This window comes from Brucella anthropi (genome assembly GCF_046630315.1).
GTDB classification, from domain to species: Bacteria; Pseudomonadota; Alphaproteobacteria; order Rhizobiales; family Rhizobiaceae; genus Brucella; species Brucella anthropi_A.
On the sequence record NZ_LQBD01000016.1, the window covers coordinates 32,223 to 52,827 of the forward strand.

The following is a 20,605-nucleotide window of genomic DNA, read 5'->3' on the forward strand; positions in this document are numbered from 1 at the left end:
TGTGCCAGTTTGAGGTCCTGTGTGAATTTTCTTCGATTTCACTCATCCGCGCGCACAGTGGCACTATTAACAACGCTTGTGCAAGCGGGAGTCTGCAAGTGAACAATGAAATCGGGTCTGTGGTCCTGATGGGTCTGGCTAAAAATTAGTCATATTGCATTAAAACAGGGCAGGCTTGCATAAAGTCCGGTGGCGCGTATTTAATCATGGCCGGTAGCCGTGTTGAAAAGGGACGCGATGTACGAGTTGCTGACACCGCAGGAAATGGCGCAAGCTGATCGCCAGACCATTGCGAGCGGAATCAAGGATGGATTCTCGCTCATGCTTGCGGCGGGACGCGCTGTCGCGGACGTGGCAGAACGGATGTTTCCGCGCAATGCACCTGTCGCTGTCCTGTGCGGGCCGGGCAATAATGGGGGCGACGGCTATATCGCGGCACAGTTCCTTCTGGAAACGGGCTTTGAAGTCATGTGTTTCGCATCGGCTTCGCCTCGCCATGGTTCGGATGCCATGCGCGCATCGCTTTTCTACAAGGGGTCTGTTTCCAATTTTGGTGAGTTTTCAGCCGCGAGTTTTGGCGGTGTGATCGATGCCTTGTTCGGCGCGGGATTGGACCGCGGCATTCACGGTGCCGAAGCCGTGGCGATCGATGCCGTCAACGCATCCGATGTGCCGGTTGTGGCAGTTGATTTGCCAAGCGGCATATCGGGAGAAAGTGGCGACATACTGGGAGCGGCAATCCGCGCGCGGGCGACGGTCACGTTTTTTCGTAAAAAGCCGGGGCATCTTTTGCAGCCGGGAAGGGGATGTTGCGGTGTTCTTCATGTCGCGGATATCGGTATTCCAGATCACATACTGACGGCGATCGAACCGCATCTTTTCGAAAATGCTCCAGACCTTTGGAAAGACACCCTGCCGGTGCTTGGTGTTGGGGCTTACAAATATAGTCGCGGCCATGCAGCGGTGTTTTCGGGCGGTGCCCATGCGACCGGTGCGGCCCGCCTGTCGGCACTCGCTGCTGCTCGCAGCGGCGCGGGTGCGGTAACGCTGCTTTCTCCGCCTGATGCGATGGCGGTCAATGCCGCCCACCTCACCAGCATCATGCTTCGCGAAACGCGCGGTTTGAGAGATGTTCGGCAATTTTGTGCTGAACGCAAGGTTGCCGCAGCGGTTCTGGGCCCCGGTTACGGTCATCCAGCATTGGCGCGTGAGCATGCGCTGTATCTGGCGGGCGGCAACTTGGAGGGATTTCATGGCCTGGTTCTGGACGCCGACGGAATTACGGCTTTTGAACAGAAACCGGCCGAGCTTTTCGACAAGCGCCAAGGCGTCCAGACGGCGCTCGTATTGACGCCGCATGAAGGCGAGTTCCGGCGGCTCTTTCCGGATATTGCGGGGAAATCCGTCTCGAAAATTGACAAGGCCCGCGAGGCCGCGGAGCGCGCCAATGCCGTCATCATCTACAAGGGGCCTGATACAGTCATCGCGCAACCGGGCGGGTTCGCTGTCGTCAATGCCAATGGAACGCCCTTGCTGGCGACGGCAGGATCAGGCGATGTTCTGGCCGGTATTGTCTGCGGCTTTCTTGCACAGGGCATGCCTGCATTTGCGGCGGCTTGCGCGTCGGTATGGATACACGCGGATGCCGCTCGACGCTTCGGTCATGGCATGATTGCCGAAGATTTGCCTGCACAGCTTCCGACGGTCCTGTTGGCGCTGGAGCGAACGTCGTGGAATTAGAGCGTCGATCTGATTCAGTCACTACAGCCTAACGCCCCGATGTCCTGCTGTTACCGGTGCCGGCATCGATTGTGATGTCGCCCGAAATCGACACATCCGTATTGCCGATACGAAAGTTCTTCCAGTTGCCATTCGGTTTCTGATCCGGCTCGGGAGCAGGCGGCGGAGCGGTCACGATAGGCTTCGGGGTCTGAACGCCCGGCAGGCCCGGAGAGCCGTCTTTCGCAGACGCGGCTGATATCATAGCTGAACAAACGACGCCAAATATTAGAAAACGCTGCATAATCATCTGCCCTTTCCCTATACGGGGTCGGTGACGGCATCAATCAGCTGTCCCGCCATTTCGAGCGTGAACTCGTCGAAATGCGAGATGACACGGCTCGGATCGTAATGCTGGACAGGAAGGTCGGTATAGCCGAAATCCACGGCGACAACGGGGATGCCTGCTGCTTTTGCAGTGTCGATATCGGTGCGGCTGTCGCCCACCATGATTGCCCGCTCACGATTGCCGCCGGCCCGCGCGATGGTTTCGGTAAGGTGACGCGGATCGGGCTTTCGATGGGCGAAGGTGTCGGCGCCGCAAATCGCAGCAAAACGTCCCGCTTGGCCCATCGAAGTCAGGAGCTTGACCGACAGGGCTTCAAACTTGTTGGTGCAGACGGCCAGTTCGTAACCATGTGCCGAGAACCGGTCCATTGCCTCCAATACGCCGGGAAAGAAAGTCGAATGTCCCGGCATATGAGCGGCATAATGTTCGCGGAATTCTTCCACGAGCTTGTCGAGTTGCGCTTCGTCAGGCTGTTTGTGCTGGGCGGCAAAGGCCCGCTCAATCATGACGCGCCCGCCCTGGCCGACGAATCTCCGCAACGATTCCCGATCCGCCGTATTCAGGCCCGATATGGCCAGGCAGTGGTTGAGGCTGTCGAGAAGGTCGGGTGCTGTATCGACAAGAGTTCCGTCGAGATCGAAAACGATGATGGGCTTGGGATTGGCAGCAGACATTCGCTTCTCGTGTTTGAAATGGGAAATGGGGAATTCCTATCCGATTGTCGCCTGCGGCTCAACCTCACGATCAGATTTGCTTAAAAGCCGAAATTCTGCGTCATAGTTCGAATAGGCGCTTTGTTGTGTTGCGCCCGCATGCTAGAGGCGAACCGGATGACAATGAGAATCCGCAGGGAACTATCGGGAACTTGGGTATGGATGAAGCTCGCAAGCTGAAAATCGCAGCCGCCGCAGAAGCGCTCACGCATGTCAGGGACGGGATGCGGCTGGGGATCGGTACCGGTTCAACTGCCGAGGAGTTCGTTCGTCTGCTTGCCGAAAAGGTAAACAGCGGCTTCAGGATCATTGGCGTACCGACTTCCGAACGCACCGCGAAGCTTTGCGAGGAGCTTGGCGTTCCACTGACGACACTCGATGAAACGCCTCATCTTGATCTCACAATTGACGGGGCCGATGAAGTCGACGCCGATCTTTCGCTCATCAAGGGCGGCGGCGGTGCTCTTCTGCGCGAAAAGATCGTGGCTGCGGCCTCCGACGCGATGATCGTTATTGCGGACGGTTCGAAGGTGGTTGAAACGCTTGGGCGTTTTCCTCTACCTGTGGAGGTCAATCGCTTCGGTCTCGGCGCAACCATGCGCGCGATCGAAGCGGCGGCTCAAAAATGTGGTCTTGCGGGCCCGCTGGCGCTGCGTTTAAAAGATGGCTCACCCTTCGTAACAGATGGTGGGCATTATATCGTGGATGCATCTTTTGGCCGCATTCCCGATCCAAAGACACTATCTGACGCTCTCTTCGCAATTCCAGGCGTTGTCGAGCATGGACTTTTCATCGGACTGGCGCGTGCGGCAGTGATTGCCGGCAACGACGGCATCCGCACCATGAACCGGTCTTGAACTGATTGAACGGAGTATTGACCACATGATCCCGGCAACTGGCTTTCGCCGTCTGATTGCACCGTTTTCCGCGCTCGTACTGATGTCGGGCATTCATGCCGCATCTGCACAGGAAATCACCGAATCTCATCTGGAAGCTGCCCGTGCTGCTATTTCTGCGATTGATGCTACCCAGCAGTTCGACGAAATTCTGCCGAATGCCGCACGCGCGCTCAAAGGCGAGCTGATCCAGAAGGACCCAAATCTGGAAGCTCTCATCACCAAGACGGTCGATGACAAGGCTCTCGCCCTTGCTTCCCGCCGCGCGGACCTCGAAACCGAATCCGCGCGCGCCTATGCGAAGGCGTTTTCGGAAGACGAGCTGAAGGCCATTGCCGCGTTCTATACGTCGCCGGCAGGCAAGAAGCTTCTCTCGGAAGGCCCGATTGTAACGCGTGAAGTCGTCAAGGCCGCAAATATCTGGCAAAACGGCATCGCCCGTGATCTTGCAACCAGCGTGGCTGAAGTTCTGGCTGCCCAGGCTGGTGCCGCGGCGGCTCCGGCGCAGCCTGCACAGCAGTAATTCTGAGCGGTAACGCGGAATTTGAAAGCCCGGTCCCTTGGCCGGGCTTTTTCTTTTGCCTACATATCGGCCAACGCAATATGGATTGGAGACTCCCATGACCGGCTTCGACTATGATCTTTTTGTTATCGGCGGCGGTTCCGGCGGTGTGCGGGCTGGACGTTTGGCCGGGGCGATGGGCAAAAAAGTCGGTCTTGCGGAAGAATATCGTATGGGCGGAACCTGCGTTATCCGTGGTTGTGTGCCGAAGAAACTTTTTGTCTATGCTTCCCAGTTTCCTGAACATTTTGAGGATGCAGCCGGGTACGGCTGGGACGTCGGCGCCTCGACATTCAACTGGAAAAAGCTGATCGATGCCAAGGACAGGGAGATCGCCCGGCTTGAAGGGCTTTATACAAAGGGTCTTCAGAACTCGAATGTCGAGATTTTCGCCAGCCGCGCCGAACTGATCGATGAACATACGATCGAGCTGAAGGCCGATGGCCGCCGGGTCACGGCTGACCAGATCCTGATTGCGACGGGCGGTCATCCAAGCATGCCTGAAACCATGCCGGGGCATGAATATTGCATCAGTTCCAACGAAGCGTTTCATCTTGCTGAACTGCCGAAGGCGATTGCCATTGCGGGTGGCGGCTATATCGCCGTTGAATTCGCGAACATATTTCATGGTCTCGGTGTCGAGACGACACTGGTTTATCGCGGCCAGGAAATCCTCTCGCGTTTCGACCCGGATCTGCGCCATCTTTTGCATGAAACGATGGAGGCAAAGGGGATTCGCATCATTTGCGGGGCCGTGTTCGAAAAGATTGAAAAACAGTCTGACGGTAATCTCAAAATCGCGCTGAATACTGGTGAAACATTGGAAGCCGGCCAGGCTATGATGGCTATCGGACGCAAAGCCAACACGACCGGCCTCGGACTTGAGAGAGCGGGCGTGGCGGTGGATGAACTGGGTGCCATTCCCGTCGATGATTATTCGCGCACCAATGTCGCGAATATCTGGGCGGTGGGCGATGTCACCAATCGTGTTCAATTGACGCCGGTGGCCATTCATGAAGCCATGTGTTTTCTGGAAACTGCATTCAAGGACAATCCGACAAAGCCGGATCATGAATTGATTGCTACCGCCGTATTTTCGCAGCCGGAAATCGGCACGGTCGGTTTGCCGGAAGATGAGGCGGCGAAGAAGTATCCGGAAATCGAGGTTTACAGGGCGCTTTTCCGCCCGATGAAGAACACGCTGTCCGGCCGCAATGAAAAAATGCTCATGAAGCTCATCGTCGACGCCGCGAGCCGCCGGGTTGTCGGTGCCCATATCATGGGGCCTGATGCGGGTGAAATGGCTCAGCTTCTGGGTATTTCGCTCAAGTCCGGTGCGACCAAGGATGACTTCGATCGCACCATGGCCGTGCATCCGACCGCAGCCGAAGAGCTGGTCACGATGTACAAGCCGACCTATCGCGTCGTGAATGGCGAGAAGGTCGACGGATAATTCTTTCGCCATCGGCCTGTCCGGTTAACGAATATTGCTGGCATAAAGTCCCAGCCTGCATTATATCAGCGCGACCACGCACGCCGGATTTCCGGAGCAGGCTGTCATCCTTGTCAGATGCAGGCTGCCGCTCAAGGAATTCCGGCTTTCGTGCAAGGAGGATATAATCCGAGAGAAATCGAGCGGATAGAAGCAAACAGGTGCTCAAATGACGAAGAACTGGACCCCGCATTCCTGGAGAAACAAACCGATCAAGCAAGTGCCGTTTTATCCGGACGCACAGGCTTTGAACGACGTTGAGGCCCGTCTTCGCACCTATCCGCCGCTGGTTTTTGCAGGTGAGGCACGCAAGCTCAAGCAGCAACTGGCCGAAGTGGCGGAAGGCAAGGCATTTCTGCTCCAGGGTGGCGATTGCGCGGAAAGCTTTGCGGAACATGGCGCGGACAATATTCGCGACTTTTTCCGCGTCTTTCTTCAGATGGCCGTCGTGCTTACGTTCGGCGCTTCGAAGCCGGTCGTGAAGGTTGGCCGTATTGCAGGCCAATTCGCCAAGCCGCGCTCGTCGGACATGGAAACGCAAAACGGCGTGGAACTGCCATCCTATCGTGGCGATATCATCAACGGTATCGAGTTCGACACGGCATCGCGTATTCCCGATCCGCAGCGTCAGGACATGGCGTATCGCCAGTCGGCGGCGACGCTGAACCTGTTGCGTGCATTCGCGCAGGGCGGCTACGCCAATCTGGAGAATGTTCACCAGTGGATGCTGGGCTTTGTCGGCAAGAGCCCGCAGGCGGAACGCTATGCGGCCCTGGCGCAGCGTATTTCCGAGACCATGAACTTCATGCGTGCGATCGGAATTACGGCGGACAGCAATCATTCGCTGCGGGAAACCGATTTCTACACCAGCCATGAAGCCCTGCTTCTTGGCTATGAGGAAGCGCTGACCCGCGTGGATTCGACGTCGGGTGACTGGTACGGCACATCCGGCCATATGATCTGGATCGGCGACCGCACGCGTCAGGCTGACCATGCGCATATTGAATATTGCCGCGGCATCAAGAACCCGCTCGGTCTCAAGTGCGGTCCGTCCTTGCAGCCGGATGATCTCATTCGCCTGATCGATCTGCTCAACCCGGAAAATGAGGCAGGGCGCCTGACATTGATTGCGCGCTTTGGCTACGACAAGGTTGGCGATCATCTGCCGCAGTTGATCCGCGCGGTCGAGAAGGAAGGCCGCAAGGTGGTGTGGTCTTGCGATCCGATGCATGGCAACACGATCACCGCCGGTGGCTACAAGACGCGTCCGTTCGACCGCATCCTTAAGGAAGTGGAATCTTTCTTCGCGATCCATCGTGCCGAGGGCACGCATCCGGGCGGCATCCATGTCGAAATGACCGGCAAGAACGTGACCGAATGCACGGGCGGCGCGCGTGCGATCTCGGCCGAGGATTTGCATGACCGTTACCATACGCATTGCGATCCGCGTCTCAATGCCGATCAGGCTTTGGAACTGGCATTTCTGCTGGCCGAACTTCTCAAGAAGGAGCGGGATGCCGGTGTTGCCAGGCAGGCCGCGACTGCCTGAGCATCTTTATATATTCCAGCACATGCAGGGCGGAGGTTTCGATCTCCGCCCTGTTGCTTTTCAGCAAAACTCACCTATTGATTGCGTTGGAGTGTCCCGCATCCGAGCGGGTGAATAAAGGGCGCTCCAGCCCGTAAATCGCTTCCGATTATCGGGCCGTTACTGTAGCCAATTTGTTTGAGGTAATGATGCAGCGCATTTTTCTGGCTTTTCTCAATTCCATGCGGGCACTGAAATATCTCGCCGGACATGAAAAAGCCGTTCAGCAGGAACTGGTGCTGTTTCTTCTTTCCCTGCCCGTGGCATTGTTTCTTGCGCCAAGCTGGCTTGCTTTCCTGCTGATGACTGGATCGATCCTGTTTCTCATCCTCGTGGAAGTGCTGAACACAGGTATCGAGGCGACCTGCGATGCCGTCTCGCGCGATTTTCACAAGGAAATTCAGATTGCAAAGGACTGCGGCTCGCTTGCCGTCCTGATTTCCATCGTGTTCGTCGTTGCCGTCTGGGCTTATATCCTCGCCAACACGTATCTCGTTTGACAAACAAAGCGGTCAATCGACTGCATCCGTTGCATTTGTTTGCCCAAGCGCGCTAAAGCTTGGACATGTTAGCCTCTCGCGAGAATCTTGCCATGCTCCGTATTGCCGTTGCGCAACTCAATCCCGTCATGGGCGATATCGCCGGAAACCTGGCCAAGGCACGCGCCGCGCGCACTGAAGCCGCCAGCATGAACGCCGATCTTGTTCTTTTCACCGAATTGTTCATTTCCGGCTATCCGCCGGAAGATCTGGTGCTGAAACCATCCTTTCTCGCAGCCTGCGAAAAAGCCGTGCGCGCGCTTGCAAGTGACACCGCCGATGGCGGGCCGGGCGTCATCATCGGCACACCGCTTCGCCGTGAAACTGGTCTGCACAACGCCGTAGCGGTTCTGGACGCGGGGGAGGTGATTGCAGAACGGTTCAAGGTCGATCTGCCGAATTATGGCGAGTTTGATGAGAAGCGCGTATTCCAGGCCGGTCCAATGCCGGGGCCGGTCAATTTCCGCGGTGTTCGCATTGGAATTCCGATCTGTGAAGACATTTGGGGCGAGCTTGATGTGGCCGAAACGCTGGCGGAAAGCGGCGCGGAGATTTTGCTCGTGCCGAACGGTTCACCCTATCATCGCGCCAAGATGGATCGGCGCCATCAACTTGTGCTGAAGCAGGTGATCGAGACTGAACTGCCGATGATCTATGCCAATCAGGTCGGCGGGCAGGACGAGCTGGTGTTCGATGGCGGGTCATTTGCATTCAACGCCGACCGGTCGCTCTGTCTGCAAATGCCGCAGTTTGCAGAGCAGATTGCGCTGACCGTCTGGCGCAAGAGTGATGGTGGCTGGCATTGCGATGCAGGCGAGAAGGCTTTGCTTCCGGAGGGGCTGGAGGCGGATTATTCCGCCTGTATGCTGGGCCTGCGGGACTATGTGAACAAGAACGGTTTCAAGGATGTCGTGCTTGGGCTTTCCGGTGGCATCGACTCGGCAATCTGTGCTGCTCTGGGTGTCGATGCCCTGGGTAAGGACCGGGTGCGCTGCATCATGCTGCCTTACCGCTATACGTCCGATGAATCTCTGAAAGACGCTGCCGATTGTGCAAAAGCGCTCGGCGTCCGCTATGATATCGTTCCGATTGCCGCGCCGGTTGAAGGCTTTCTGGAAGCGCTGGATCCGCTTTTCGAAGGCACTGAAAGCGGTGTTACGGAAGAAAACCTGCAAAGCCGCGCCCGCGGCACCATTTTGATGGCCGTTTCGAACAAGTTCGGTTCGATGGTTGTCACCACCGGCAACAAGTCTGAAATGTCCGTGGGCTATGCGACGCTTTATGGCGATATGAATGGCGGATTCAATCCGATCAAGGACGTCTACAAGATGCAGGTCTATGCCATGTCGGAGTGGCGTAACAGCCATGTACCGAGTGGTGCACTTGGCCCATCGGGTGTGGTGATCCCACATAACATCATTGCCAAGGCGCCATCTGCCGAACTGCGCGAAAACCAGACGGATCAGGATAGCTTGCCGCCATATCCGGTTCTGGACGATATTCTTGAATGCCTTGTCGAGAATGAAATGAGCAATACCGAGATTGCTGCGCGCGGTCATGCGCTCGAAACCGTTCAGCGGATCGAGCATCTGCTTTACCTTGCTGAATACAAGCGCCGACAATCGGCCCCCGGTGTCAAAATTACCAAGAAGAATTTCGGACGCGATCGCCGCTACCCTATAACGAACCGCTTCCGCGACCGCTGAAAGACAATAAAATGACCGTAACCGTTCGTTTTGCTCCGTCACCGACGGGCTATATTCATATTGGCAATACGCGCACAGCGCTTTCAAACTGGCTTTTTGCGCAGAAGAATGGCGGCAAGTTCATACTGCGCTATGACGACACCGATGTTGAGCGATCCAGGGAAGAATATGCGCAGGCGATTGCCTTCGATCTCGATTGGCTGGGCGTCAGGCCTGACCGCGTCGAATATCAGTCAAGGCGCTTCGACGTGTATGCCAAGGCAGTCGAAAAGCTCAAACAGGCCGGGCTGCTTTACGCCTGCTATGAAACGGCGGATGAATTGGAGCGCCGCCGCAAGTTGCGTCTGGCTCGCCGCCTGCCGCCGGTATATGGCCGCGAAGGTCTGAAGCTGACCGCCGAAGAGAGGGCAGCCTTTGAAGCCGAAGGGCGCAAGCCGCACTGGCGTTTCCTGCTGCCGAATTTTGATGCCGACCCGTTTGATACCAAGCGTACCGAGGTCCATTGGGACGATCTGGTTCGCGGTCCGCAAACGGTTGATCTGGCCTCCATGTCCGATCCGGTGCTGGTGCGTGAGGATGGCACATATCTCTATACCTTGCCGTCCGTCGTCGATGATATCGATCTTGGCATTACGCACATCATTCGTGGTGACGACCATGTGACCAATACGGGTGTACAAATCGCGATTTTCGAAGCGTTGGGAGCCACAGCGCCGGTTTTTGGGCACCACAATCTGCTGACGACGATTTCGGGCGAGGGGCTTTCCAAACGAACCGGCGCCTTGTCAGTCGGATCGCTCCGCGAGGCCGGATTCGAGCCGATGGCGGTCGCCTCGCTGGCTGTTCTGATCGGGACGTCGGAAAGTGTTTCGGCTGCACCCAATATGACAAGTCTCGCGGAGCGTTTTGATCTGGCTTCGATATCGAAGTCCTCGGCAAAATTCGATCCGGCGGAACTGGAAACGCTCAATCGATCCCTTCTGCACGAAATGTCCTATTCGGATGCTCAATCGCGTCTGGCCGCGTTGGGTATTTCGGGCGATAAGGCCGAGCCGTTCTGGTTGGCCGTTCGAGGCAATCTCGACCGTTTCAAGGATGTCGAACATTGGTGGACGATTGTTGCCGGGGATCTGCCGGCAGTGCCTGAGTTGACTGCCGAGGATAGCGCTTTCCTGAAAGAGGCTTTCGCCCTGCTGCCGTCTGGTCCCTGGGACCATCAGACCTGGAAAATCTGGACCGAAGCCGTGAAGGCTGCGACGGGACGCAAGGGCAAGGCTCTTTTCATGCCCTTGCGGCTGGCGCTTACTGGGCAGGCTCATGGGCCGGAACTGGCCGATCTGCTGGTGCTGATTGGTCCTGAAAGAACTCGGACCCGACAACCCTGACTTTGGCGTTTGTCGTGTATGAACGCTCCATGGGAGGCGCAGCCGTAACAGGCGCTACATAGGCCGGTGTGTCGGAAGTCTGTATCTTCGCGGACGGGGTATAATCGACTTCTTCCGTTTTCGCGGGCGCTGGAGCGGTATAGGCTGGCACGGTGATCCTGCTGGCGAGTTCGGCGTGCGGCTTGCCCGTCGCGGCCTTGGGCTTGCGCTGCGGCGCGTTGGCTGTTTTTGATCGCAGCTTCCTATGTGGCACAACCCATGAGGCTTTGCACGATTTGACATGCCGGGAGGGGGATGGCCGACCAGCCAGTGCCAGGTTCAACTCATGAAGGCGTTCGCGCAAGGTCTGTATTTCAGTCGTCAGATTGTCGGTTCGCGCCCGCCATTTTGTGCACTGCGCGGTTTTTGCAGCAGGCGCAAAGACACTTGCCGCACACTGGTTCTGGGCGACGGTTCGTCTCATACGCGAAAGATCGGCCTCTTTGCGGTCGAGAAGCGATTGGGTGACGATGTGTTGTTTCCTGAGCTGCGCCTGCTCGAAAGGCGTGCATAATTCTGTAGGGCGCATGGTTGTGCAGCCCGTCAATATACCGAGAAAAGTCAGGAGTATTGAGGAGAACAGTATTCTATTAGAATTTGTAGAAATGTTAGACATAGCGACCTCTGCAACGATGCTTGCAAGGTCATGGTTAAAAAATATAGTAAATTAAATATTAACGGCGAGTATATTCAAGTATACTCGCCGTATTATTTTTATATTACTTATGTCTAAATTATTTGTATGTCTTAAGCCTTCCTGCGAAGAGTCTCGCCAGACTTCTGCAACGCTTCAACGACCGCCAGCGCGGTCATGTTGACGACACCCCGTGACGTGACGGAAGGGGTCAAGATATGCGCGGGACGGGCCGCGCCAAGCAGGATCGGGCCGACGTGCAGGGCGTCCGTGACCATCTTGACCACATTCAGCGTGATGTTCGCAGCGTCGAGGTTCGGGAAGACGAGAAGATTGGCTTCGCCTTTCAGACGCGAATTCGGGAATACCCGGTCACGCAACATCTGCGAAAGGGCGGAATCTCCGTGCATCTCACCGTCGGATTCGAGTTCCGGCGCCTTTTCTGCAAGAATTGCTGCTGCTTCACGCATCTTTTCCGCGCTGGCTGATTCTTTCGATCCGAAGTTCGAATGCGAGACCAAGGCGGCCTTGGGCTCGATGCCAAAGCGGCTGATTTCCTTGGCGGCAAGAATTGCCATTTCAGCCACTTCGTTTGCGCCCGGTTCCACGTTGACATAAGTGTCGGTGAGGAAGAGAGCGCCACGCTGCGAAATGAGCAGGCTCAAGGCGGAATAGTCCCGAATGCCGGGAACCTTGCCGATGATCTGGCGCACCACGCGAAGGTGGCGTTCGAACCGGCCTTCAAGACCGCAGATCATGGCGTCGGCTTCATCGCGCATAACGGCGAGGGCAGCAATTGCGGTCGAATTCGTGCGCACGATGGTGCGTGCCGCTTCCGGCGTGACACCCTGCCTGCCGGTATAGGACAGATAGAGATCGACGTAGTCGCGGTAGCGCGGATCGTCTTCAGGATTGATGAGTTCGAAATCTGTTCCCGGACGGATCTTGAGGCCATAGCGACGCAGGCGTGTTTCAATAACCTGCGGGCGTCCGACAAGGATCGGTGCCGCGATGCGCTCTTCGATTACGACCTGCGCGGCGCGCAGCACGCGCTCGTCTTCGCCGTCGGCGTAAATGACGCGTTTGGGCTTCTCATGCGCGCGGGCAGCGGCAAAGACCGGCTTCATGATGAGGCCGGAACGGAAGACGAAGCGATTCAGGCGATCCAGATAGGCTTCCATATCCTCGATCGGGCGTGTGGCCACGCCTGTTTCCATGGCGGCCTTTGCGACTGCGGGGGCTATGCGAAGAATGAGGCGCTGATCGAATGGCGAGGGGATGATGTAGTCGGGCCCAAAAGTCGGCGTATCGCCCGAATAGGCGCGCGCCGCGACATCCGAAGGCTCTTCCCGGGCGAGTGCAGCAATGGCGCGCACCGCCGCGAGCTTCATTTCCTCGTTGATGGCGGTTGCACCGACGTCGAGTGCCCCGCGGAAGATGTAGGGGAAGCAGAGAACATTGTTGACCTGGTTCGGATAGTCCGATCGTCCAGTGCAGATCATCGCGTCGGCACGGGCGGCGCGGGCCTCTTCCGGCATGATTTCCGGCTTTGGATTGGCGAGGGCCATGATGAGCGGCTTCTCGGCCATCTGCTTCAAAAGTTCAGGCTTCAGCACACCCGCAGCCGAAAGGCCGAGGAAAACGTCGGCACCGCCGATGACATCGGCCAGAACACGTGCGTCGGTTTTCTGCGCATAAACTTCCTTCCAGCGGTCCATAAGCGTGTTGCGGCCTTCGTAGACGACGCCTTCGAGATCGCAAACCCAGATATTCTCGCGTTTTGCGCCCAGATTGACGAGGAGATTGAGGCAGGCAAGAGCCGCAGCGCCTGCACCCGACGTAACAATCTTGGCATCGCCGATTTTCTTGCCGGCGAGCTCCAGACCGTTCAGTACCGCCGATGCAACGATGATGGCGGTGCCGTGCTGGTCGTCGTGGAAAACAGGGATGTTCATTTTCGCACGAAGCTGTTCCTCAACCTCGAAGCACTCGGGCGCCTTGATGTCTTCCAGATTGATGCCGCCGAATGTCGGTTCCAAAGCTGAAACGACGTCGACGATGCGATTGATTTCGAGTGCGTCGATTTCAATGTCGAACACGTCGATATCCGCGAATTTCTTGAAGAGAACGGCCTTGCCTTCCATCACCGGCTTGGATGCAAGCGCGCCGATATTTCCCAGCCCCAGAACTGCGGTTCCGTTGGAAACGACGGCAACGAGATTGCCGCGGGCCGTGTATTCGGCGGCGGCTGCGGGGTCTTCGTGGATTGCGAGGCAAGGTGCGGCGACGCCCGGCGAATAAGCCAGCGCCAGGTCGCGCTGGTTGCCAAGGGGCTTGGTCGCCTGAATCTCCAGCTTTCCGGGCTTCGGATAACGGTGGAAGAACAGTGCTGCTTCATCGAAATCCGAACGGGAAGTGGATGGTGTTTTCTTGGTCATGGTCGCATCGCTTTCCAAAAATCTTTCGTGCAGGGCAAAAAGCTCATTGCACATGCAGGGCGCGGCGGTTCGCATGGAGGTTCCGCGCGCAGCGTCCGCACATTGGGCCATTATCGTTCTTAGACTATCGGCTCAAATCTCTGTAGGCCCGTTTTCGAGAATGAGTTTTTCCAAATTTGCAGATTGATCGTCTCTATAGTCTAAAACGCACTTTGATACGCGCCGCCGTCGATAACGAGATTCTGCCCGGTAATGAAACCGGAATGTTCCGAGCAAAGGAAGGCGCAGGCCTGGCCGAACTCCTTCGGCTGGCCGATCCGCCGGGCGGGAATAGCCGACGCCCGCTTCTCGGCTTCCGTCTCCGGTGTCGTGCCGTTCTTCCGGGCTGCAAATGCAAAGCCGCTGCGAAGGCGATCCGTGTCGAACGCGCCGGGAAGGATATTGTTGATGGTCACATTGGAGGCGGCCACCGTGCGGGCAACGCCCGCCAGAAAGGCGGTCAGGCCCGCGCGGGCGCCGGATGAAAGATCGAGACCGGGAATGGGAGCGTATACGGACGTCGATGTGATATTGACGATGCGTCCGAAACGGCGCTCGACCATCCCGTCGATAACGGCTTTAATCAGTTCTATTGGCGTAACCATATTCTGCGTCACGCCTTGAAGGATCGCATCGCGATCGAGAAGGCGAAAATCCTTGAAGGCCGGACCACCATTATTGTTCACGAGGATATCCGGCGCGGGGCAGGCGGATATGAGGTCAGCCTGTCCTTCAGGAGACGATATGTCGGCGGCAACAGCATCGACCTTCACGCCATATGCCTTTCGAATTGCTTCCGCCGCCGTCGCGAGGGCTTCTTCATTTCGCCCATTGAGAACGAGATCACATCCGGCTTCGGCGAGTGCCTCGGCACAGGCCCGCCCCAGCCCCTTACTGGAAGCGCACACAATTGCTTTTCGACCTTTGAGGCCCAGATCCACGGTTTGATCCTCGCATTTTTCAAGTTTTTAAAGACATGCCACCAAGCAAGCGGTCCAATCAACCGGATTCTGGTTTACAGGTTCCTGTGTCCACTTTTTAGAGCCAGAAACGCAATCCCTGCGAACACTATTTGGTGAACCTCGCTATTCGAGGGGCGGAGTGAATTCGGCTCTCGGTCGTATCAGCGACCCGTTATCGACCTGTTCCAGCGCATGCGCAAGCCAGCCCACGATCCGTGCAAGAGCAAACAGAAACAGCGGCGCATCCGGGGGCAGATCATAAATCTCCGTGACGGCTGCAAGGGCAAAATCCACATTTGGTTTCTCGCCTAGAATGTCTGCCGCGCTTTGTTCCAGATCGCGGTAAGGGGCCGGCAGTTCCAGATGTTCCAGCAGGGCCGAGGCGCGGGCATCGCCTGTTTCGCGATAGAGCGGATGACCGAAGAAATGGAACTGTGTCCCTTGTCTAAGCTTGTCTTTAATCGCGGCTTCCGCCCCCACCTGCCGGGCCTGCGCGATAATCGCGGCGGCTGCGGCCGCGGCACGGCCATGGCGCGGGCCGATCAATGTTGATAGTCCCGCAAGAATTGCGGCAGAAAGCGGTGCGCCTGTCGATGCGGCGACACGGGTGGCGAATGTCGATGCATTGAGTTCATGGTCCGCAAGGAGAACCAGAACACGCCGGATCACATCGCTCGCCTGTGGTTTTCCCCAGGCTCGTGCAATGCGCTCATGCATCGGCATATTGGATGAAGAAACGCCGAGAACCGTGGCGTGGAAGAGTTGCAGGAGGCCGAAAGCCTCCCGCTGCAAGATTGTCGCCGAGCGCCCGCAACTGGGCAGATCGTTCGCAGCGCGAATGCCAAAGACGGCAAATAGTCGTTCCAGCGGCCCGGAATCTGCTTTTCGGGCATCCAAACTCGTTTCGGCGTCATTGCCGGTATTGCCATCGAAATCCATCTGCCACAGCAAGGCGGCGACTTCTTCCAGCGTTGCGGTTTCGGACAGTTCGGCGGCATCACATCCGCGGTAGAGCAGCCGGCCATCGATAACCGTCGAAATGCCCGAGCGCATGATGGGCAGCCCCCAGCGAATGGTGTCGGCGGCGACCATGCTGTCCCTCTTGCGGCCCGGACGCCTGCCAGCCAGACGATGCACATCCTCCGATCGGTACAGGCTGCGTCTGGGGTCATCGGGCAATGGCTTGGAACGGATGCGGCCACGGCTCACATTTGCATAAAGCGTCTGCGGCTTTGTCTGAAGAACGGCGAGGGCTTCTTCCGCTGTCAACCAGTCCATTATTGCGACCTACATTGATTGATTTCATCAAGATTGACGTCAACTATACTTGGTTTCAATGTCGGAAAGCAAACGAGGAGAACCATCATGAATAGCGGACTTGAAGATGTGATTGCTGCCGAAACTGTTCTGTCGGACGTGGATGGACTCGCCGGAAGACTGGTTATTCGCGGTCGGTCGCTGGACGATCTGGTTCCGCACGCAAGTGTTGAGGACGGGATGGAGCTTTTATGGGATGGGTTCTTCCAGGATATTCCCAAGGGCGCGGAGCTTCAAAAGGCATTGGGGGAAGCGCGCCGACAGATATTTCATCATACCGATGCGCTTGACGACGCATTGATGGAGTTGTCGCCCATCGAAGCGCTTCGTGCGTTGATGGCCCGCCTTTCCGACGATGACGACCTGACTGCGGCCCTATATCTGATGGCAGCGCCTGCCGTTTTCACGACAGCCATCTTGCGTGCGCAAAAGGGGCGTCGTCCTGTGCGCCCTGACCCGACACTTCCGCATAGTGCCGACATTCTTCGCATGATGAACGCGGCCATGCCCGACGAGACAGAGGTTGCCGGGCTGGACACCTATCTCATGACGGTTTGCGACCATGGCCTGAACGCGTCGACTTTCGCGGCGCGTGTGGTCGCATCGACGCGCGCCGGACTGACCTCATCCCTGCTTGCCGCGATCAGCGCGCTGAAGGGGCCGCTGCATGGCGGCGCTCCCGGACCTGTTCTCGACATGCTGGATGCGATCGGCCGGCCTGACAATGCGGAAAGCTGGCTTGAATCAGCCGTTGCCAACGGGGACAGGCTGATGGGATTCGGCCATCGCGTTTACCGTGTCCGCGACCCGCGGGCCGACGCCTTGAAAGGTGCTTTGAGGCGTATCGAGGCCCTTGGGCACGGGCGTGGAAAACCCAGGGTGGAACTGGCTGAGGCCGTGGAGAAGGCCGCCATTGCGATTCTCAAGCGGCACAAGCCGGATCGTTCCCTTGAAACCAATGTCGAGTTCTACACCGCCCTGTTGCTGGAACAGTTGGGCTTCCCGCGTGAAGCGTTCACCTGCGTTTTTGCCATGGGAAGAACCATGGGGTGGATAGCCCATTGCCGCGAACAGATGGCGGCGAACAGGCTCATTCGTCCGCAATCCCGCTATGTCGGTCCAAAGGCGGAGCTCGTCGCCTGATATCGACCCCTGACGCGCTTTATTTGAATAAACCCACGCGGCAATTGAGCAATTTCGGGGCGCGGACATCACTTTCCGCGCCCTGAAACGGGCCGTCATATGTCTGTGACATGAATCGGGTTTTCTGCGCTCAGATCAGGTTGCCGTCGAAAGGGACAACCAAATGAGCACCGACGCCCCGCAGTCCAGAAAAGTCCGAACCCTGTTCATTTCGGATGTGCATCTCGGCTCCAAAGCGGCACAGGCCGAATTGCTTCTGGATTTTCTGCGTTATCACGACGCCGAGACGATCTATCTCGTGGGCGATATTGTCGATGGCTGGCGTCTGAGGCGCAATTGGCATTGGCCGCAGGAGCACAATGATGTGGTCCAGAAGCTGCTTCGCAAGAGCCGCAAGGGGGCCAATATCATCTATATTGCGGGCAATCACGACGAGTTCCTGCGGAATTTCCAGGGGACGCATTTCGGCGGTATCGAAGTCATGAATCGGGCGATCCATGAAACGGCGGATGGCCGCAAGTTTCTAGTCATTCACGGCGATCAATTCGATGTCGTGGTGCGAAATGCCCGCTTCATCGCCTATCTGGGTGACTGGGCCTATGACACGGCGATCTGGATCAATACGGTCATGAGCCGCGTCCGCTCGCTTTTCGGCCTGCGCTATTGGTCATTTTCAGCCTGGGCCAAATTTCGTGTGAAAAAAGCGGTCAGCTTTATCGGTCAGTTCGAGACCGTGGTTTCGGAAGAAGCGCAGCGGATCGGCGTGGATGGCGTGATCTGCGGTCATATCCACCATGCCACGATCGAAAGCATGAACGGTGTGGAATACATCAATACGGGTGACTGGGTGGAAAGCTGCACGGCGGTGATCGAGCATTTCGACGGGCGGATGGAACTCCTCGAATGGACGGAACGCCGTGATCGCGGCCCCACGACAGGGAACATTGTTTCTGACGGCGAAGAGCATGACGAGGGCAGGGTGATCCGGCTTCCGCGTCCGGCGCGCGAACTGGCGACCTTCCGCAGATGAAGAAAATCGTCATCATCACCGACGCCTGGCATCCTCAAGTCAACGGTGTCGTGCGCACGCTGACCAAATGCCGGGACCTGATGACGGGACGCGGATATGACGTCGCAGTCATATCACCGCTCGACTATCGGTCTGTTCCCTGTCCCACCTATCCGGAAATCCGGCTCGCCTTGACGACGCCCGGCGCTCTTGGGCGGCGGCTGGCGGCCATGGGGCCGGATTATGTGCATATTGCAACCGAAGGTCCGCTTGGCTTCATGGCGCGGCGCGCTTGCCTGAAAAGGGGCTGGTCCTTCACGACCAGCTTTCATACGCGCTTTCCCGAATATCTGGAGGAGCGCTTTCCGGTCCCGCCGCGCTGGACCTATGCGTTCCTGCGGCGTTTCCATAATGCGGCCCAGCACACGCTGGTGCCAACCCAATCCATTCTGGATGATCTCGAAAGCCGTGGGTTTACAGGGCTGGACCTCTGGACGCGCGGTGTGGACCGCACATTGTTCCATCCGCGGCCGGATGTGGTTAGGGATCTGCCGCGCCCGGTCTTCATCTGCGTTGGACGTGTGGCTGCGGAGAAAAATCTGCCGGCCTTTCTGGAGCTTGATCTACCCGGCACGAAACTCATCGTCGGAGACGGCCCGTCTCTCCATGATCTGCGCATACGGTTTCCAGAGGCCGTGTTCGTGGGGAAGCGGGAAGGTGAAGCATTGGCAAACACTTATGCCGCAGCCGATGTGTTCGTCTTCCCAAGCCGGACTGACACGTTCGGCCTTGTCTTGCTGGAGGCGATCGCCTCCGGCCTGCCGGTGGCGGCCTATCCGGTGCCCGGTTCACGCGATGTCGTCGGGGCCACCGGTGCGGGCGTTCTCTCCGACGATCTGAAGGAGGCATGTCTGGCGGCCCTGCAAATGAAACCGTTTGATCCCGCGCATGTGCTCAAACCATTCACCTGGGACGCCTGTGCGGATATTTTTGAGGATGCTCTCGCCCCGATAAGCCGAACCGCAAACGAGAGCTGTCCACGTGCGGGTCAGCCCCAGACGGCGGCTTCCGGCGGGTAAACCAGTGCACCCTCATAGCGCAGTCCCGGATCGCGGTCATGCGCGAGAAGCAGCGGCCCATCGAGGTCGACCACGTTGGCCTTCTGGGCAAGCAGGACGGCTGGTGCCATGCCGAGCGAGGTGCCGACCATGCAGCCGACCATGATCTGAAGGCCGAGGTCGATTGCCTTGTCACGCATGAGAAGGCCTTCGGTCAGTCCACCTGCCTTGTCGAGCTTGATATTGACGGCGTCGTAGCGCCGGGCCAGTTCCTCAAGTCCAACCGATGTGTGGACGCTTTCATCGGCACAGATAATGACAGGCCGTTCGATTTCACTGAGAATCTGATCATTATCCGCGGGCAGGGGCTGTTCGATAAGCACGACGCCCGCATCCGCTGCGGCACGCATGTTTTGGGCGATATTGTCCGCTGTCCACCCCTCGTTCGCATCGATGATGATGCGGCTGTTCGGTGCGGCCTTTGTGACCGCGTGGATTTTTTCGATATCGTTTTCGCCGCCCATCTTGACCTTGATCAGCGGATAATGCGCGACTTTTGCTGCCGATTGCGCCATTTCGGACGGCGATCCGAGCGAAACGGTGATTGCGGTTTCAAGCGGACGGGTCGGTGTGCCGAGCATGTCGGCGACACTTCTGCCCGTTTCCTTGGCTTCCAGATCCCATAAAGCGCAATCGACTGCGTTGCGCGCAGCGCCGGCCGGCATCAAGCTCTGGATATCCTGCCGCGAGGCCCCGTGCTCAATAGCGGAGCGAACGGTCTCGATCTGTGCGATCACGCTTTCGATGCTTTCCCCATAGCGCGCATAGGGAACGCATTCGCCGCGTCCCTGATGGGGACCGTTGCCGATCACACACACAACAACAGCAGCTTCCGTCTTGGAGCCTCTGGAGATTGTGAATTTTCCGGCGATGGGATAGCGTTCGACAATGATATTCAATGTATTGTGCATAGAGATGCCCTCTGCGACGCAGTATTTCGGTCGTTCAACGACTCGT

At 57.5% G+C, this 20,605-nt stretch carries 18 protein-coding genes; 12 read left to right on the forward strand and 6 right to left on the reverse strand.

The genetic code is table 11. From position 1 onward, the window contains the following. Nucleotides 1–237 precede the first annotated feature (237 nt). Nucleotides 238–1,740, forward strand: a complete 1,503-nt coding sequence (locus AVM02_RS10775; protein ID WP_411506962.1) for an NAD(P)H-hydrate dehydratase — start codon at nucleotides 238–240, stop codon at nucleotides 1,738–1,740. A 28-nt stretch (nucleotides 1,741–1,768) separates the two neighbouring features. Here AVM02_RS10775 and AVM02_RS10780 read toward each other — a convergent pair whose 3' ends face one another. Both AVM02_RS10780 and AVM02_RS10785 read right to left on the reverse strand, forming a co-directional pair. Further along, entirely contained in the window at nucleotides 1,769–1,984 is a 216-nt protein-coding gene (locus AVM02_RS10780) for a hypothetical protein (RefSeq protein ID WP_411506999.1), read from the reverse strand. A gap of 56 nt (nucleotides 1,985–2,040) precedes the next feature. Further along, nucleotides 2,041–2,742: an HAD family hydrolase gene (locus tag AVM02_RS10785; RefSeq protein WP_411506963.1), complete on the reverse strand. Its 702-nt coding sequence runs from the start codon at nucleotides 2,740–2,742 to the stop codon at nucleotides 2,041–2,043. A gap of 197 nt (nucleotides 2,743–2,939) precedes the next feature. On the opposite strand from AVM02_RS10785, the gene rpiA reads away from it, so the two are divergent. From rpiA to AVM02_RS10825, 8 genes are all read left to right on the forward strand, one after another. Continuing rightward, nucleotides 2,940–3,638 (forward strand): ribose-5-phosphate isomerase RpiA, encoded by a 699-nt coding sequence (rpiA, locus tag AVM02_RS10790; RefSeq protein ID WP_411506964.1) that lies wholly within the window; start codon nucleotides 2,940–2,942, stop codon nucleotides 3,636–3,638. 25 nt (nucleotides 3,639–3,663) lie between these two features. Beyond that, nucleotides 3,664–4,200, forward strand: coding sequence for a DUF2059 domain-containing protein (locus AVM02_RS10795; protein ID WP_411506965.1), 537 nt, complete (start codon nucleotides 3,664–3,666; stop codon nucleotides 4,198–4,200). A 97-nt stretch (nucleotides 4,201–4,297) separates the two neighbouring features. Next, the gene (gor, locus tag AVM02_RS10800; protein WP_411506966.1) at nucleotides 4,298–5,692 is read left to right on the forward strand and encodes a glutathione-disulfide reductase; all 1,395 of its coding nucleotides are present in this window, start codon (nucleotides 4,298–4,300) and stop codon (nucleotides 5,690–5,692) included. Nucleotides 5,693–5,900: 208 nt separating this feature from the next. Further along, on the forward strand, nucleotides 5,901–7,280 hold the full coding sequence (locus AVM02_RS10805) for a class II 3-deoxy-7-phosphoheptulonate synthase (RefSeq protein ID WP_411506967.1): 1,380 nt from the start codon (nucleotides 5,901–5,903) through the stop codon (nucleotides 7,278–7,280). Nucleotides 7,281–7,468: 188 nt separating this feature from the next. Continuing rightward, nucleotides 7,469–7,819 (forward strand): diacylglycerol kinase, encoded by a 351-nt coding sequence (locus AVM02_RS10810; RefSeq protein WP_411507000.1) that lies wholly within the window; start codon nucleotides 7,469–7,471, stop codon nucleotides 7,817–7,819. A gap of 65 nt (nucleotides 7,820–7,884) precedes the next feature. Continuing rightward, nucleotides 7,885–9,564 (forward strand): NAD+ synthase, encoded by a 1,680-nt coding sequence (locus tag AVM02_RS10815; protein WP_411506968.1) that lies wholly within the window; start codon nucleotides 7,885–7,887, stop codon nucleotides 9,562–9,564. Nucleotides 9,565–9,575: 11 nt separating this feature from the next. Then, entirely contained in the window at nucleotides 9,576–10,949 is a 1,374-nt protein-coding gene (gene gltX, locus AVM02_RS10820) for a glutamate--tRNA ligase (RefSeq protein ID WP_411506969.1), read from the forward strand. Between the two features lie 325 nt (nucleotides 10,950–11,274). Next, entirely contained in the window at nucleotides 11,275–11,502 is a 228-nt protein-coding gene (locus tag AVM02_RS10825) for a hypothetical protein (RefSeq protein WP_411506970.1), read from the forward strand. A gap of 233 nt (nucleotides 11,503–11,735) precedes the next feature. On the opposite strand, the gene AVM02_RS10830 is transcribed toward AVM02_RS10825, so the two are convergent. From AVM02_RS10830 to AVM02_RS10840, 3 genes are all read right to left on the reverse strand, one after another. After that, on the reverse strand, nucleotides 11,736–14,060 hold the full coding sequence (locus AVM02_RS10830) for an NADP-dependent malic enzyme (RefSeq protein ID WP_411506971.1): 2,325 nt from the start codon (nucleotides 14,058–14,060) through the stop codon (nucleotides 11,736–11,738). Nucleotides 14,061–14,260: 200 nt separating this feature from the next. Continuing rightward, nucleotides 14,261–15,040 carry an SDR family oxidoreductase gene (locus tag AVM02_RS10835; RefSeq protein ID WP_411506972.1) on the reverse strand — a complete coding sequence of 260 codons (780 nt, stop codon included), beginning with the start codon at nucleotides 15,038–15,040 and terminating at the stop codon, nucleotides 14,261–14,263. Between the two features lie 144 nt (nucleotides 15,041–15,184). Then, nucleotides 15,185–16,339, reverse strand: coding sequence for a citrate synthase (locus tag AVM02_RS10840; protein ID WP_411506973.1), 1,155 nt, complete (start codon nucleotides 16,337–16,339; stop codon nucleotides 15,185–15,187). An 87-nt stretch (nucleotides 16,340–16,426) separates the two neighbouring features. Between AVM02_RS10840 and AVM02_RS10845 the strand changes: the two genes are divergently transcribed. From AVM02_RS10845 to AVM02_RS10855, 3 genes are all read left to right on the forward strand, one after another. Then, a complete protein-coding gene (locus AVM02_RS10845) occupies nucleotides 16,427–17,521 on the forward strand; it encodes a citrate synthase/methylcitrate synthase (protein WP_411506974.1) in 1,095 nt (364 codons plus the stop codon). 163 nt (nucleotides 17,522–17,684) lie between these two features. Further along, the gene (locus AVM02_RS10850) at nucleotides 17,685–18,551 is read left to right on the forward strand and encodes a UDP-2,3-diacylglucosamine diphosphatase (protein ID WP_411506975.1); all 867 of its coding nucleotides are present in this window, start codon (nucleotides 17,685–17,687) and stop codon (nucleotides 18,549–18,551) included. After that, on the forward strand, nucleotides 18,548–19,609 hold the full coding sequence (locus tag AVM02_RS10855; RefSeq protein ID WP_411506976.1) for a glycosyltransferase family 4 protein: 1,062 nt from the start codon (nucleotides 18,548–18,550) through the stop codon (nucleotides 19,607–19,609). The genes AVM02_RS10850 and AVM02_RS10855 overlap by 4 nt, the downstream gene beginning before the upstream one ends. Here the strand turns inward: AVM02_RS10855 and dgcA are convergent. Next, entirely contained in the window at nucleotides 19,579–20,559 is a 981-nt protein-coding gene (gene dgcA, locus AVM02_RS10860; RefSeq protein ID WP_411506977.1) for an N-acetyl-D-Glu racemase DgcA, read from the reverse strand. The genes AVM02_RS10855 and dgcA overlap by 31 nt on opposite strands. Nucleotides 20,560–20,605 lie beyond the last annotated feature (46 nt).

Excerpts from the sequence above, each read along its gene's own strand:
- AVM02_RS10775 (WP_411506962.1), top strand. The coding sequence starts at position 238 with ATGTACGAGTTGCTGACACCGCAGGAAATGGCGCAAGCTGATCGCCAG.
- AVM02_RS10780 (WP_411506999.1), bottom strand. The coding sequence starts at position 1,984 with ATGATATCAGCCGCGTCTGCGAAAGACGGCTCTCCGGGCCTGCCGGGC.
- AVM02_RS10785 (WP_411506963.1), bottom strand. The coding sequence starts at position 2,742 with ATGTCTGCTGCCAATCCCAAGCCCATCATCGTTTTCGATCTCGACGGA.
- rpiA (WP_411506964.1), top strand. The coding sequence starts at position 2,940 with ATGGATGAAGCTCGCAAGCTGAAAATCGCAGCCGCCGCAGAAGCGCTC.
- AVM02_RS10795 (WP_411506965.1), top strand. The coding sequence starts at position 3,664 with ATGATCCCGGCAACTGGCTTTCGCCGTCTGATTGCACCGTTTTCCGCG.
- gor (WP_411506966.1), top strand. The coding sequence starts at position 4,298 with ATGACCGGCTTCGACTATGATCTTTTTGTTATCGGCGGCGGTTCCGGC.
- AVM02_RS10805 (WP_411506967.1), top strand. The coding sequence starts at position 5,901 with ATGACGAAGAACTGGACCCCGCATTCCTGGAGAAACAAACCGATCAAG.
- AVM02_RS10810 (WP_411507000.1), top strand. The coding sequence starts at position 7,469 with ATGCAGCGCATTTTTCTGGCTTTTCTCAATTCCATGCGGGCACTGAAA.
- AVM02_RS10815 (WP_411506968.1), top strand. The coding sequence starts at position 7,885 with ATGTTAGCCTCTCGCGAGAATCTTGCCATGCTCCGTATTGCCGTTGCG.
- gltX (WP_411506969.1), top strand. The coding sequence starts at position 9,576 with ATGACCGTAACCGTTCGTTTTGCTCCGTCACCGACGGGCTATATTCAT.
- AVM02_RS10825 (WP_411506970.1), top strand. The coding sequence starts at position 11,275 with ATGAAGGCGTTCGCGCAAGGTCTGTATTTCAGTCGTCAGATTGTCGGT.
- AVM02_RS10830 (WP_411506971.1), bottom strand. The coding sequence starts at position 14,060 with ATGACCAAGAAAACACCATCCACTTCCCGTTCGGATTTCGATGAAGCA.
- AVM02_RS10840 (WP_411506973.1), bottom strand. The coding sequence starts at position 16,339 with ATGGACTGGTTGACAGCGGAAGAAGCCCTCGCCGTTCTTCAGACAAAG.
- AVM02_RS10845 (WP_411506974.1), top strand. The coding sequence starts at position 16,427 with ATGAATAGCGGACTTGAAGATGTGATTGCTGCCGAAACTGTTCTGTCG.
- AVM02_RS10850 (WP_411506975.1), top strand. The coding sequence starts at position 17,685 with ATGAGCACCGACGCCCCGCAGTCCAGAAAAGTCCGAACCCTGTTCATT.
- AVM02_RS10855 (WP_411506976.1), top strand. The coding sequence starts at position 18,548 with ATGAAGAAAATCGTCATCATCACCGACGCCTGGCATCCTCAAGTCAAC.
- dgcA (WP_411506977.1), bottom strand. The coding sequence starts at position 20,559 with ATGCACAATACATTGAATATCATTGTCGAACGCTATCCCATCGCCGGA.